Origin of the sequence: Cloacibacterium rupense, from assembly GCF_014645495.1 — a bacterium.
Lineage (GTDB): Bacteria > Bacteroidota > Bacteroidia > Flavobacteriales > Weeksellaceae > Cloacibacterium > Cloacibacterium rupense.
This window is the reverse complement of sequence record NZ_BMLV01000001.1, coordinates 490,969-505,387: the sequence shown is the minus strand read 5'-3', so window position 1 is coordinate 505,387 and position 14,419 is coordinate 490,969. Positions and strand designations below refer to the sequence as shown.

The following is a 14,419-nucleotide window of genomic DNA, read 5'->3' as shown; positions in this document are numbered from 1 at the left end:
ATGAAATATTTAATTAAAAACTACAGTTTGATATTTTCATTATTAATATCACTGTTATCTATTACAGCCTGTGAGGATGATTCTGATAGAATTAGCTTCTCTCCTGAGATTACACTCGTAAGTGCCACTGTAGATAAGAACGGTCAAGCTGTTCCTATTACACCTACTACACAAGGTTATGCAGGTAATACCTATATTATTCAAGGTAAAGGTTTTTCTACTCTTCAACATATCTATTTCAATGATACTGAGTCTACCTTTAACCCTAACTTTGTTACAGATAACAATATTATAGTAACAATTAACCAAAATACACCATATGCAAATGCAAGTAATAAAATGAAACTTGTAACCAAATATGGTACTTTGGAATACGATTTTGTAGTTGCACCGCCAGCACCTGTTTTTACAAGTTATACCCCAATTAATGCAAAATCAGGTGAAACCATTACACTCTACGGAAATTTTTTCCTAAATCCAGTTGTTAAAGTGGGAACTGCAACCGCAAATATAATTTCAAGTTCTCTTACAGAAATAAAGGCAGTTTTACCTGCAAATTCTGATGATAAGCTAGTCTCTGTTACCACTATTTCTGGTACTACTACTGCTTCACAACCTGTAGGCTCTGCATTGTATGATGATATTTTACAAGGAGATACTGGTCACTGGTCTTGGAGTGGTACCCCAATCATTACAGATTATACTGCGGACAAATTTCAAGGTGAGAAATCTATGAAAATTGCTTTCGGAGGTTGGGATGGTGCTGATTTTAAATTTGCTTCTAGAGATGTTTCTAAGTATAAAGCATTTAGAATTAGACTTAAAAGTACCATTGATAATTCTGACGCAAGCTTAAAATTAGTATTCGGAGGTTGGGCTTTCCAGATTATCAAAAAAATTGGTACAGACTGGACCTATATAGAAATTCCTTTTTCTGATATAGGAAATCCTACAACTTTTGATCAAATTACTTTCCAAGAATCTGGTAATTTCGGTGGAAATACAATTTTGATTGATGATATGGGATTTGTATTAAAATAAAAGTGTTTTTCAGATATAAATAATTCTAGGATTAATTATTTAGTTAAGAACCCTCATTTGTAGGGTTCTTTTTTTAAAAAAGTTATGAAAAAAATAATAAAACTTATAGCATTCATCTCATTTCCTTTATGCTTTGCTCAGAAATTTGAAAATGTGGCCCAAACTCCTCCTATGGGATGGAATTCTTGGAATACTTTTGAAGTAAATATCAATGAAGATTTAGTAAAGAAAACAGCTGATATCATTGTTTCTTCTGGGATGAAAGATGCTGGTTATGAATATATTGTACTAGATGACGGCTGGATGGTTAAAGACCATAGAGATAAAAACGGTGACCTAATTCCAGACCCTGTAAAATTCCCAAACGGAATGAAAGCACTTATTGATTATGTACACTCTAAAGGTTTAAAATTCGGATTATACAATTGTGCAGGCACTCAAACTTGCGCTGGTTATCCTGGCACCAGAGGTTATGAATATCAAGATGCTAGATTTTACGCAAATTTAGGAATAGATTTTCTAAAATATGATTGGTGTAATACAGCAGGTATTAATGCTACAGAAGCCTATACCACCATGAGCAAAGCCTTGAAGGCTGCAGGTAAACCTATCGTTTTTTCTATTTGCGAATGGGGAGATAATCAACCTTGGAATTGGGCTACACCCATTGGTAATTTGTGGAGAATTTCTGGGGATATTTACCCATGTTTTGATTGTGAATACAAACATGAGGAAGGAAATTGGTCTTCTTGGGGAGTTCTTAGAATTCTAGAGATGAGAAAAGATATTCGTAAATTTTCTGGACCTGACCATTGGAATGACTTTGATATGATGGAAGTAGGCAATGGAATGACCAATACCGAAGATAAATCTCACTTTACCCTGTGGTCATTGATGGCTTCGCCACTTTTTGCAGGAAATGATTTGAGAATAATGAAACCAGAAACACTGAAAATCTTGACCAATAAAGAGATGATTGCCATTAATCAAGATAAATTAGGAATTCAAGGTTTCAAGTACCAATCCGAAAATGGAGTAGAGATTTGGGTAAAACCTCTTTCTGATGATAATTGGGCTATTGTTTTCCTAAATAGAAGTGATAAAACTCAAAAAATAAACTTTGACTGGAAAAAGCATATTATAGAAGACAAAGACTTTAAATTTACATTAGATTTAAATAATCAAATATATAATCTAAGAGACCTTTGGGAACACAAAGATTTAGGTAAAACCAATAAAGTTTTTAGTAAAGAATTGGCATCACATGATGTAGTAGCTCTTAAATTATCAAAAATTAAATAATGAAAAAGTTATTCACAATCAGTTTATTATCATTGCTTATTTCTTGTGGTACTTCATTTGTTGCAAAACATGGTCAGTTATCTGTAAAAGGCACACAATTGGTAGATAAAAATCAAAATCATCTCATGTTGAGAGGCATGAGTTTTGGTTGGCATAGCATGTGGCCTAGATTTTACAATGAATCTGCAGTTTCTTGGCTTAAAAAAGATTTTAAAGTAAACGTAGTTCGTGCTGCATTAGGCGTAGAACACGGAGAATTTGGCAACTATAAGGCAGATAAAAATTTTGCAAAACAAAAGGTTTTTAATGTAATAGATGGAGCTATCAAAAATAAAATATACGTAATTGTAGATTGGCACAGTCACAATATTAATTTGAATGAAGCCAAAGAATTTTTTGATGAAGTTTCTAAAAAATATGGCGATTATCCCAATGTAATTTACGAAATTTTTAATGAACCAGATTACGAAACTTGGGCAGAAGTAAAATCTTATTCTGAAGAAATTATAAAAGTCATCAGAAAAAATGACCCGGATAATATCATTCTGATAGGTTCACCTTCTTGGGATCAAGATGTGCATTTGCCTGCAAAAAATCCTATTACGATTGACAAAAATCTAATGTACACCATGCATTTTTATGCAGCTACACATAAAAAATGGCTACGAGACAGAACAGATGAAGCTATTAAAAGTGGACTGCCTATTTTTGTTTCAGAAAGTGCAGGGATGGAAGCTACTGGAGATGGAAAAATGGATTATCAATCTTGGCAAGAATACATCGATTGGATGGAGCAAAGAGGTATAAGTTGGGTGGTATGGTCTGTTTCTGATAAAGACGAGACTTGTTCTATTCTTAAAAAATCTGCAAAATCAGATGGCCGTTGGAAAAATGAAGACCTAAAAGAATCTGGCATAAAAACTAGAGAATATCTAAGGTATTATAATTCAAAAAAGTAAATAAAAAATCCCGATTGATTCGGGATTTTCTATTTTAATTTCTATCGAAATCATCTTCTATTCTTACGATGTCATCTTCGCCAAAATAAGTGCCGGTCTGTACTTCTATAAAGATTAGCATTTCTTTACCTATATTTTCTACGCGGTGTTTTGCAGTAAGTGGGATTAGCGCAGTCTCACCATAATTGTATATTTTGTCTACATCGTCTAGCGTTATTTTTGCAGTTCCTTGAATGATTGTCCAAGCTTCTTGCCGATGATGATGGTACTGGTAAGATAATCTTTGCCCAGGTTTTACTTCAATTCTTTTTAATTTAAAATTGGGTTCATCAAATATTACAAAATACTTTCCCCACGGTCTTTCTCCGATTTCTTTCATATGATTTTTTATGTAAAGATAGCGGTAATATTAAAGGTTTAATGCTATTATTTTTTCAAAATTTAGTAGAAATTTGTACTCCTGGATAAAAACATCACGTAGAGAATTTCATATTAATATGATGAAAATTATCTTTTATTTATTATGTGCAAACGATTGCATAAATAAAATTATTTAGTAAATTTGTTTCATTATTTAATTTTTTTAAACAATTAAAAATGAAGAAATTTCTGTTAGGAAGTGCAATTTTTCTTTTTTCGATATTTAATGCACAGAAAAATGAGATTAATTACTATATCAAAAATGCACCGTTTAAATTTGGTGAAATGGTTTTACCGACCATTCCAGAGAAAGCATATAATATAAAAGACTTTGGCGGAATAGGAAATGGCAAATTTCTGAATACGAAAGCATTTGAAACGGCTATTTCTACAATCAATCAAAACGGTGGCGGAAAATTAATTGTTCCGGCTGGTGTTTGGCTTACTGGTCCTATAGAACTGAAAAGCAATATTAATTTTCATGTAGAAGAAGGTGCTATTGTTCAATTTAGTGATGATATTAACCAATTTCCATTAAGAGAAACTTCGCCTGGTAAAATAGATGTTACCCCGCCAATTTGGGGAGACAATTTACATGATGTAGCCTTCACTGGTAAAGGAATTTTTGATGGAGCTGGCGATGCATGGCGTCCTGTAAAAAAATATAAAGTAGATGATTTTGCTTGGAAAAATTTATTGGCTAAAAAAGGAAGTGTTCTAAGTGATGATGGCAAAGTTTGGTGGCCTAGTCTTGATGCCAAAGAAGGTGAAAAACTTTCTAAAAGCATAACAAAGAAAAAAGATGCTACCATAGAAGATTATAAAAAACTTCATCATTTCCTCAGACCAATGATGTTTACGCTTTCAAAAGTTAAAAATCTTTTGATTGACGGACCTACTTTTAGAAATTCGCCGAAGTTTATTCTTAATCCTAGACAAATAACCAATCTGGTAATTAGAAATACCAATGTTTATAACCCAAGTTGGGCGCAAAATGGAGATGGTATAGACATCAGTGCTTCTAAAAATGTAATTATTTATAATACTTTCGTAAATGCAGGTGATGATGGTATCTGCATGAAATCTAGCGGAGAATCTAAAGATGGTGAAGCTAAACTTCAGAATGTAATTATTGCAGAATGTACTGTAAATGATGCACATGGCGGTTTTGTAATTGGCAGTAATACAGATGGTGGAATGAAAAATATCTATGTTACCAATTGTACTTTTGATGGTTCTGATAACGGAATTAGGGTGAAAAGTAACTCTGGTAGAGGTGGAGAAGTAAGCGAAATTTATATTGACAATATTACCCTTAAAAACATTAAAGAAAATGCTTTTATCTTTGATACTTCATATGCAGATGCACCTGTAGGAAGCACAAAAGAAAGTGAAGATGCACAGAAAACAGGAGATAAAATTCCGTTTTTTCACCAATTTTACATCAGCAATGTCAATTGTAGTGAAACAGAAAATGCATTTATGTTTCTGGGTTTAAAAGAAAAACTAATTCAAGATTTATTTTTTAAGAACATCAATATTGTAAAAAGTAATACAGATTTAAAAGGAGATTTTTTCCAAAATATTGTTTTTGAAAATGTAAAAGTAAACGGACAAAAAGACATTAAAATTCCAGGAAAATTAAAAACAGCAATACAGATAAAATAAATTTAAGTTTGATTTAAATCTAATTTCAACAAAAAAGCAACAAATAAATTTAGTTGCTTTTTTAATCTGAAAGATTATTTTTTGATGTATTTTTCTAATGGAAGCTTTTGTTTTTTTACTTCTTTTATAAAAATTTTTGCTATTTCTGTTGCACCAATTAAAGAGAGATGTGTATCATCTTTTTTACCTTCTGGATAATAAGGAATTTCATTAGGTAGATAATGTAAATGCAATTTTTTAGAACCTTCTACGCCATATTTTACTTCTAAATTTTCTGTTAAATATTGCATATCTATGAAGGGAACTTTCAGTTCTTGTGCTACTAATCTTGTAATTAGGGTATAGTTTCCGTGTGCGTCTAGAAGAGTACCTTGTTCGTTAAATTTTCTTCGTGCAATAGACGATAACAAGATTGGAATAGCACCTTTAGCACGAGCTTCTTCTACATATTGAATTAGATTATAGCGATATGCAGTTTGAGGATTGGTGTATCTAGCTGGATCGGTTTCTTTACCATCATTATGACCAAATTGAATCAGAAGATAATCTCCTTTTTTCAAAGAATCTAAAACAGGTTTCCAAAGTCCAGTTTCTTTAAAACTTTTAGTGCTTCTACCATTTACAGCATGGTTTTTTATGATTACATTTTCGTTAAAAAACTGCCCTAAAACTTGTACCCAGCCTCTTTCTGGGTTTTTATCTGGCTCTGGTTTATTTGCCATTGTAGAATCTCCTATGCTGTAAATCGTAATTTTATGATTTTTATTAGAATTGTCTAGACTGTTACAATTTATAACAAATAAAGAAAGCAACAGAAAGACTGCTTTATAATTTTTAAAAAAATTCATACCAATTTGTTTTTTTTGAATCTTTAAGAATATCTTTTTTGTCAAATTTTTTCACCTCTTTTTTAGAGATAAGATGAGACCATTTTACTCTTTGTTTAGTATCAGCGCCTTTTCCATAATTTTGAAATTCTGCAAAATAAGTAGTTTTTTCGGCATCAAATTTGTCCCAATTGTGCCAACCTTCGGGTAAAATATGCGCTCCCAATTCACAATTGATAAAAGCTGTTTTGGCATATATTCTCCAAGGTCTTCCCAAATAAACCTTCTTTACATTTTGGTCTGCTTTAATCTTACATTGATAAAAAACAAAACCAAAATCTGTGTTTTCTGGTGTAGATGCAGCCGAAATATAAGAATCTTTTTTGCTTTTTATTTCGCAATTTTCAAAAAATGCAGTGGCACTCCCAAAAATAAAATCTGTAGTTCCTTCGATGTAGCAATTTTTTAGAAATTGTTTTCCTTCACCACTTAGATATAAAGTATCTTGATTCCCCAGAATCTTACAATTGATTACAGAAACACGATTGGCTGTAATGCTTAGAGCAATAGCTTGACCTACTTCACCTGAAGAATTTTCGATGGTTAGATTTTTTAGAACGGTATCATTGGCTTCTAAAGAAAGAGAAGGAGTAAAAAAAGTACTATTTCTGCCTAAATTAATTTTGTTAAAATTATCATCAAAAGTGATGATGGTTTTATCTTTATTTTCGCCAATGATGGCCAAATTGGTATTCCATTCGTGAATTTTTACTTTCTCTTTGTAAATTCCGTTTTTTATGAATATTACCAATCTTTTGTAAGGAAAAGATTTGGTCTGATTGATGGCTTCTTGAATGTTGCTGAAATCTCCTTTACTATCTTTTGAAACGATAATCGTGTCTTTATCTGCCGAGAAAAAGCTCTGCGAAATGAAGAAATGAAATAAAAGTAAAATTTTTTGAAACATTATCTATTAAGTTCTAAAGCTGCTAGTATAAAAGGACCCGTAGCTTTCGGGTCGTTGTCTTTTTTTCTTTCGTTCACGTAATATTCAAATGAACCGTCTCTGTAAGGATTTCCTCCTAAACCAGCTACAGCACAAGCTTGTGTAATGGTTACGTAGCCTTCTGGTGAAACTTTTACCAAATTATTTATCAATCCATCAAATGCCTTATTGGCTAGATTTTTATATTTTTTTGGTAAATATCCTTTATTTGCACCTTTAGCAAAAGTGTAAGCAAACATAGAAGAACCAGATGCTTCTAAATAATTTCCACCGCGGTTTCCTTGGTCTGTAACTTGATACCAAAGACCTGTAGAATCTTGATATTTAGCTAATGAATCACACAAATTATTAAGATATCCTATTAATTCTGCTCTTTTCGAATGATTTTCTGGCATATAATCTAAAACATCTACCAGAGCCATAGCATACCAACCAAGAGAACGTGACCAAAAATTAGGTGAGGTTCCTGTTTCTTTATTTGCCCAATCCATTTTTTTGCTTTCGTCCCAGCCGTGATAGAGAAGTCCGGTTTTTTTGTCGAGTAAATGCTTTTGGATAAGTTCAAATTGTAAAGCAATGTCGTCAAAATTTTTACCGTTTTCAAAAGTAGATGTGTATTTTGCATAGAAAGTTTCGCCCATATATAAACCATCTAACCACATTTGGAAAGGATAAATTTTCTTATGCCAAAATCCTCCTTCCGAAGTTCTAGGGTGCATTTCTAATTGGTTTCTTAGTTTTTGTAATGCTGTTAAATACCTTTTGTCATTGGTTTTTTGGTAAAGATAAAATAAATGATTACCTGCAATTAGCATATCAATATTGTAATTCTCTAATTTATAAGAAGGTATATTTCCATTGGCATCTATGGTAGCGTCTGAATAACTTTTCAGGTAATTATAATACTCTTGCTTGCTTGTTTTTTTATATAATTCTTCGAAACTTGTCATTACCAAACCGTGTACGTAATCCCATTTAGGTTGTTTGGCATCATCTAACTGGTAGGCTTCGGGATATTTTTTCATTAAAGTCAAAGCCATTCTTTCTGACCATTTCAGATGTATAGGGATTTCTGTTTTTGAATTTTCTTTTACTGATTTACAGCTCAAAAAACTCAATAATAGTAACGAGAATACAATTTTTAAGAAAAATTTGAGATTATTTTGCATTCGATTTTTAATTAAAATTAGTAAGAAATTTTGGAATTACATTTTATTATTTGCATTTAATACACTTAATTTTTCGTTAAGGTATTTTACAAATTCTTCTTTGGTTTTTATTCCGTTAGGTTCGTTTACCCAGGCTGCCAAGAAATAGTAATGTATAGGTTGGGTAGTAGGTTTAAAAACAATAAGATGGTCAAAAGGTCCGTCAGCAAGATTCTCTACCGATGAAGTTTGATAAAAAACTGCCATTCCTAAATTGTCTTGAAACATAGATTGGTCGCCATAAGTGGCGATGTAAGCCCATTTTTGGTTGGTGCTGGTTTTCTTTAGAAGTTCTAATTCTTTTACCTTTACAATTCCTGTGCAAATTCCAGAAATTGCTTTAGATGGAGTAACGGTTGCTTTGGTGAATCTCTCGTTAGGGAAAATCTCTAATTTTGTGGTGAGGTCTATTTTATCATTTAATGTTTCCCAACCTTTGTAATTTATATTGACAACAGATTTTTTTGCAGAATTTTCTACATTAACTGAAGTTTTTTCTACTTTTTTGAAATAGAGCATTTCATTATTTTGGTATCTGAGAATAGACCCAATTCCTTGTCCTTTTCCTACTTTTAAGATATCAGAACCCCAATCTTGTTTCATATGATAAGACTCAAAACCGTCTAGTCCTACTATTGGCAGAATCATTTTGTCTGTTGTTTTTCCGAAGATATCTATGGCGTTTCTCCAATCTAAATAAAGACGATAGGCAATTTTATTGCTTTCCCAGCCTGGTCCTTCAAATCGGATGTCAAAAGAATGGTCTGTGTGTCTAGGATCTAGCTCTAGACTTTGAACATTTTTGAATGTTCCTCCTTCATATTTTCTTTCGTTCCATTTGCCGCCTTCTTTCACAGAAATTTCTGCATTGGTTTTAGAATTTTGAATGTTTTTTTGAGCCGTACAACTTAGAATTCCTAAGAATAAACTAAAGATAAGGGTGAATTTTATGATTTTCATATTTATTATTTTTTGAAAACTTTATTTAAAAATGAGGTCGTATATTCTATTGTTGGCAAAAACCAAGGGTCAAACAACCAAAAAGTATGCGGACTATTTTCTATTTTCTTGATTTCAGAATATATGCCGTAATTATTAAGCTCAGCAATCATATCATCTCTACCTGCGTGAAATCTATCAAACTGACTGTTAATAAATAAAATAGGAGGGGAGTTTTTGGTGATGTGAGTAATAGGAGAGGCATCTTCCCAAGTTTTTGGAATTTGATTATAATTTCCTCCTAGCCATAATTCGGCATATTTGCCTTCTTGTGATTCTGGATGATGAAAAGCCAAAATACCGTCAATATTTATAATTGCTTTAATTTTTTTGTGGAGTTTTAAGCCAATTAAAGTAGCCATTTGCGCACCAGATGAACACCCAAGAATAGCAATTTTAGAAGAATCTACATTGTATTTTTTTGCATTGTTTAGGATAAAATCTATTGCATTTTCCACATCTTCTATAGCTGCAGGATATTTAGCTTCATCAGAAAGTCTATATTCTATGGCGAAAGCTTGATAGCCATTTTTTGCTAATTCTAGAGCCATTGTTGTTTGCATTTCTTTGTTGCCAGATTTCCAACCACCTCCGTGCAGAATGATTATTGCGGGCATTTTTTTCTTTGAACTCAACGTAAAAGCATCTAGTTTTAAGGCTCTATTGTCTATTTTATGATATGGAATATCTAAATTTCTTTTGATATTTTCTGAGTTGATGCTTGTAGGAACTTTGATGTTAGGATATTTTTTTATGTTTTTTTGATACTCTGTATTTATGGTAAATGTAGTATCCTTTGTAATCTGAGCATTACAAATAGAGATAAAAATGCAGAATAGAGGTGTGTATAACAATCTAAACATCAAATTCTAAAGGTTTCAAATATAATGAATTCAATTTATTGAAATCGATTACACAAATCTACAAAATTTATTGATTTAGACAAAATTATCATTAATTAAGTATAAAATCTATTAATTATTTGCAGTTTATTAATCAGCATAAATTTTATTATTTTTTAATTAAACTTTTGAAAATGTGATTATTAAGTTAATATTGTTTTTTACATTTTAATAGTGTTGACGTAAAGCTTCAAAAAAATTTGGTAGCTTAATTTATTTAATATAAATTTGTGTAATCCATTGCATTAATGTTTTATTATCTAAATTATGAAAAAATTTACTTTTTTGTTTCTGTTTTTAATCTCGATTTTTACAGTTAAAGCGCAATCTGTTTCTATTACTCAAGAAGTAGGTTGGTTAGAATCTGCCTATGTAAAATGGTCAACCGTTTCAGGTGTTGATAGCTATAACGTTTATTATTCAGGTATGGGCATTACTGACAGAAAGATAGACACCCAATTAATAAGAAACTATGGTGGTGAATATAGAGCTGATATTTTAGGATTAGCTGCTGGTACTTATACCATAAAAGTTGTTCCTGTCGTTGGTGGAATAGAAGGAACTCCTAGTGTTTCTAATCCCATTACTGTTTTATCACACGATAGAAATGGTTTTGCATTTAATGGTGGTAGAGTGCCTGGTGCTTATAAAGCTGATGGGACACTTAAAGACAATGCGGTAGTTATCTACATTACACAAAACACCAAAAATACAGTTTCACTAAATGTTACAGGAGCTACTACTAATCCTTGTATTGGTTTACAAACGATTTTAGATGGCTTTAAAAAGGGTAAAGATAACAGACCTTTAGCTGTAAGATTAATTGGTAACATAACGGATCTTAGCTATATGCTAGGTGGTGATATTGTGATAGAAAATAATAACAATGCTTCTAGTTATATAACTTTTGAAGGAGTAGGTTCTGATGCTTATGCCAAAGGTTGGGGATTAAGAATTAAAAATGCATCAAACATAGAAGTAAGAAATCTTGGTTTTATGCTTACTGATGCAGCAGAAGGAGACAATGTAGGATTGCAGCAAAATAATGATTATGTTTGGGTACACAACAATGATTTATTTTATGGTTCTGCTGGTGGAGATGCAGATCAAATAAAAGGAGACGGTGCTATGGATTCAAAAAAATCTAATTACGTTACAATGTCTTATAATCACTTTTGGGATACTGGTAAATCTAATCTTTTGGGACTAAGTGAAGGCGCAAACCCAGGGTATGTTACTTATCACCACAATTGGTATGACCATTCAGATTCTAGACATCCGCGTGTAAGATATTATTCTGCTCATATTTACAATAATTATTTTGATGGGATTTCCAAGTATGGCTCTGGTTCTACACTAGGTTCATCTTTATTTTTAGAAGGTAATTTTTTTAGAAATTGTAAATATCCTATGCTTACTTCTATGCAAGGTACAGATGTTTATGGTGGTGCAGTAGGAACTTTTTCTGGTGAAGACGGTGGTTTTATTAAAGCATTTAATAATGTGATGAGCGGACAAACAAGATTTGTAGCTTATGATGCTGTAAATTATCCTGTAGAATTTGATGCTTATGTTGCAACAACCAGAAGCGAAGTAATACCTAGTACAATAAAATCAAAAAAAGGGGCTAATGTGTATAATAATTTTGATACCAATGCTTCATTGTATGTAAATTCATTAACGATTGATGATCCTACGGTAGCCAGAGATAAAGTAATGCAATATGCGGGTAGGGTTTCTAAAGGTGATATCTCTTGGACATTTAATAACTCTGTAGACGATACTTCTTCGTCTGTAAATGTAGGTCTTAAAACACTTCTTACAGGTTATGTTTCTTCTTTGGTATTTGTACAAGGCGAAAATTCTACTGCAGTAAGTACACAAACTTTAAGCATTCCATCTAATAATGATCAAACTGTAGCAACAGGAACGCCAATAAATGATATGGTTTTTACTTGGGGAGGTAGTGCAACAGATGCTACAGTAAGTGGTTTGCCTTCATCTGGAATTAATTTTGTTAAAAATACAACCGCAAAAACAATTACAATTTCTGGAACTCCAACTGCTGATGTAAGTTTCACTGTTACAACATCAGGCGCAAGCGGAATACCAGTATCTGGTACAGGAAATATTACTGTTTCTTCTGATCCGGTTACACCAGCAGGAAATCAAATTCATAATTTTACTACTTCAGGGGTGAATAGTTCATTTTATACAATTTCAGGAAATTTGTCAACAACTAAAGGTACAGTAACCTATGAAGGGCTTACTTTAACTCAATGTTTAAAAATAGAAACTTCAACTAATATTACATATACTACTACACAGGCAAGTACACTCACCTTAGTATTTGTAGAAACTGCACCAACGATAAAAGTAGATGGTGTTTCTTACACTGGTTCAGGTGGTATTATTGAAATAGCTGTTTCTGCTGGTACCCATACAATTACTAAACAAAATACAGCTAATTTATTTTACATGAAAACTGTATTTACAACTCTTGGAACAAATGAGATTAAAGGAAGTAGTGACATCCTAATCTATCCAAATCCTATTGAAAAGGAAATTTATTTTAGAAAAAATAATGGTATAATAATCCAAAAAATAAATGTAATCAATGTGAACGGACAAGTTCTAAAAACGGAATCAGGTGATTATGAATCTATTGATTTAAGTAATTTAAAAAGTGGGTTATATTTCATAAACGTAATAACCAATAAAGGATCTAGAGTTCATAAAATTATTAAAAAGTAGTTTTTCATATATAAGTCTTTTTATTATCAAGAGGATGGCACAATTGCCATCCTTTTTTATTTGACTTGGATAAAATTTATGAGATATTTTTTGTGAATTTGTAATCAAAATTTTGAACTGTTAAAAATTATTTTAAAGCAAAAAAATAGAATTCAACGCTAAAATATTTCGCAATATACTCGCAAAGCAACTTCGTTTAGCAATTAAAATATTAGTAAAAATTATACTGCCTTATGAAGTCTTAGCGTTCTTAAAAATTTAACGTAATGAATTGTTAATGATATAATCTTGCGTTCATTGTGATTAAAATTATCTAAATGCACAGCAAGTTTTATATAATTTGAAATTATCGAGCGGTATGCATGAAATATCGTAATGAAAAGGTATTAATAATTTTGCTTTTTACTTTATGGATAAACTTAAAAATTATTTTAACCAAAAAAAGACTGCTAAAAATAGCAGCCTCTTCACTGAATAACTGAGATTATAAAAAAAATTATGATTATTTGATTATTACCTTTTGTGATGAATTACCTTTACTTGAACTTGTGTTGATAATATAAACACCAGGAGATAAAGAATAATTGGTGTCAGAGTTTGTATTTACAGATTTTAAAAGATTACCATTTGTATTATAAATCTCTACTTTTGTTGATGATTTAATGTTTTTTATGTAAACTTGATTTCTATCAGAAAAAATAATTGATCCGTTTTTTAGTTTATTAAAATCATTAGTGGCTAATGTTAAAGAATTTGTTGTAACATTAGCTCCAGTAATTTCCATTTTATAAAAATTACAAGCACTATCACAATAAACATAAATTCTTCCTGCAGCAGTAATGTTTACTGTTCCAATTACATTATCCGCTGTTGTTGCAATAGTACAAGCAACAGTTCCTAATAATGCAGTACCGTTGGTAACAAAAATATTTCTTGCTGATGAATTACTTCCACTTTTTGCCCAAATTTTTAAGGTACATGGACCATCAACATCAATAAAAAAATATCTCTGTGTTGGCATATAAGTTGGAGCTGTAACACCACCACCTCCGTTTACTTGAAAACGATTAACGCTAACAAAACCATCAGGAAATGTAGTTACGTTTGCGTTTACAGCACCAAAATTGGTGTTTGTCGTAATGGGATATAATCCTAATTTATCAACAATTATTGGATTAGTACCAATTCCAGCAGATGTTGGCCATGTTGCAGTATCGCTAAAATTCCATGTTTTGGTTTGTGCATTTAGAGTTATAGAAAAAAGCGAAATCGTAAAAATTAAAAAAAGTACTGTTCTTTTCATAATAATATGGTTTAATAAGTTATTGATTTA

Annotated in this window: 12 protein-coding genes; 5 read left to right on the top strand and 7 right to left on the bottom strand. The window is 31.5% G+C overall.

Features of this window, described 5'->3' with window-relative positions:
• The 3 genes from IEW40_RS02270 to IEW40_RS02260 all read left to right on the top strand — a co-directional run bounded on the left by IEW40_RS02270 (position 1) and on the right by IEW40_RS02260 (position 3,302).
• Positions 1-1,041: an IPT/TIG domain-containing protein gene (locus IEW40_RS02270; RefSeq protein WP_188616456.1), complete on the top strand. Its 1,041-nt coding sequence runs from the start codon at positions 1-3 to the stop codon at positions 1,039-1,041.
• A gap of 84 nt (positions 1,042-1,125) precedes the next feature.
• Entirely contained in the window at positions 1,126-2,343 is a 1,218-nt protein-coding gene (locus tag IEW40_RS02265; RefSeq protein WP_188616455.1) for a glycoside hydrolase family 27 protein, read from the top strand.
• On the top strand, positions 2,343-3,302 hold the full coding sequence (locus IEW40_RS02260; RefSeq protein ID WP_188616454.1) for a glycoside hydrolase family 5 protein: 960 nt from the start codon (positions 2,343-2,345) through the stop codon (positions 3,300-3,302). The genes IEW40_RS02265 and IEW40_RS02260 overlap by 1 nt, the downstream gene beginning before the upstream one ends.
• Positions 3,303-3,336: 34 nt before the next feature.
• Here the strand turns inward: IEW40_RS02260 and IEW40_RS02255 are convergent, their stop codons facing one another.
• Positions 3,337-3,681, bottom strand: coding sequence for a phosphomannose isomerase type II C-terminal cupin domain (locus tag IEW40_RS02255; protein ID WP_188616453.1), 345 nt, complete (start codon positions 3,679-3,681; stop codon positions 3,337-3,339).
• Positions 3,682-3,899: 218 nt separating this feature from the next.
• Between IEW40_RS02255 and IEW40_RS02250 the strand changes: the two genes are divergently transcribed.
• A complete protein-coding gene (locus IEW40_RS02250) occupies positions 3,900-5,390 on the top strand; it encodes a glycoside hydrolase family 28 protein (RefSeq protein WP_188616452.1) in 1,491 nt (496 codons plus the stop codon).
• 74 nt (positions 5,391-5,464) lie between these two features.
• Here IEW40_RS02250 and IEW40_RS02245 read toward each other — a convergent pair whose 3' ends face one another.
• From IEW40_RS02245 to IEW40_RS02225, 5 genes are read right to left on the bottom strand one after another with little or no spacing between them, the layout of a single operon-like run.
• The gene (locus tag IEW40_RS02245; RefSeq protein WP_188616451.1) at positions 5,465-6,238 is read right to left on the bottom strand and encodes a rhamnogalacturonan acetylesterase; all 774 of its coding nucleotides are present in this window, start codon (positions 6,236-6,238) and stop codon (positions 5,465-5,467) included.
• Positions 6,225-7,184 (bottom strand): pectinesterase family protein, encoded by a 960-nt coding sequence (locus tag IEW40_RS02240; protein WP_188616450.1) that lies wholly within the window; start codon positions 7,182-7,184, stop codon positions 6,225-6,227. Before IEW40_RS02240 ends, IEW40_RS02245 begins: the two co-directional genes overlap by 14 nt.
• The gene (locus IEW40_RS02235) at positions 7,184-8,392 is read right to left on the bottom strand and encodes a glycoside hydrolase family 88/105 protein (RefSeq protein ID WP_188616449.1); all 1,209 of its coding nucleotides are present in this window, start codon (positions 8,390-8,392) and stop codon (positions 7,184-7,186) included. The genes IEW40_RS02240 and IEW40_RS02235 overlap by 1 nt, the downstream gene beginning before the upstream one ends.
• Before the next feature lie 36 nt (positions 8,393-8,428).
• Complete coding sequence (locus IEW40_RS02230; RefSeq protein WP_188616448.1) at positions 8,429-9,391, bottom strand: DUF4861 family protein; 963 nt, start codon at positions 9,389-9,391, stop codon at positions 8,429-8,431.
• A gap of 5 nt (positions 9,392-9,396) precedes the next feature.
• On the bottom strand, positions 9,397-10,293 hold the full coding sequence (locus IEW40_RS02225; protein ID WP_188616447.1) for an alpha/beta hydrolase: 897 nt from the start codon (positions 10,291-10,293) through the stop codon (positions 9,397-9,399).
• Between the two features lie 306 nt (positions 10,294-10,599).
• Between IEW40_RS02225 and IEW40_RS02220 the strand changes: the two genes are divergently transcribed.
• Positions 10,600-13,086, top strand: a complete 2,487-nt coding sequence (locus IEW40_RS02220) for a pectate lyase family protein (protein ID WP_188616446.1) — start codon at positions 10,600-10,602, stop codon at positions 13,084-13,086.
• A 502-nt stretch (positions 13,087-13,588) separates the two neighbouring features.
• Here IEW40_RS02220 and IEW40_RS02215 read toward each other — a convergent pair.
• Complete coding sequence (locus tag IEW40_RS02215) at positions 13,589-14,389, bottom strand: T9SS type A sorting domain-containing protein (RefSeq protein WP_188616445.1); 801 nt, start codon at positions 14,387-14,389, stop codon at positions 13,589-13,591.
• Positions 14,390-14,419 lie beyond the last annotated feature (30 nt).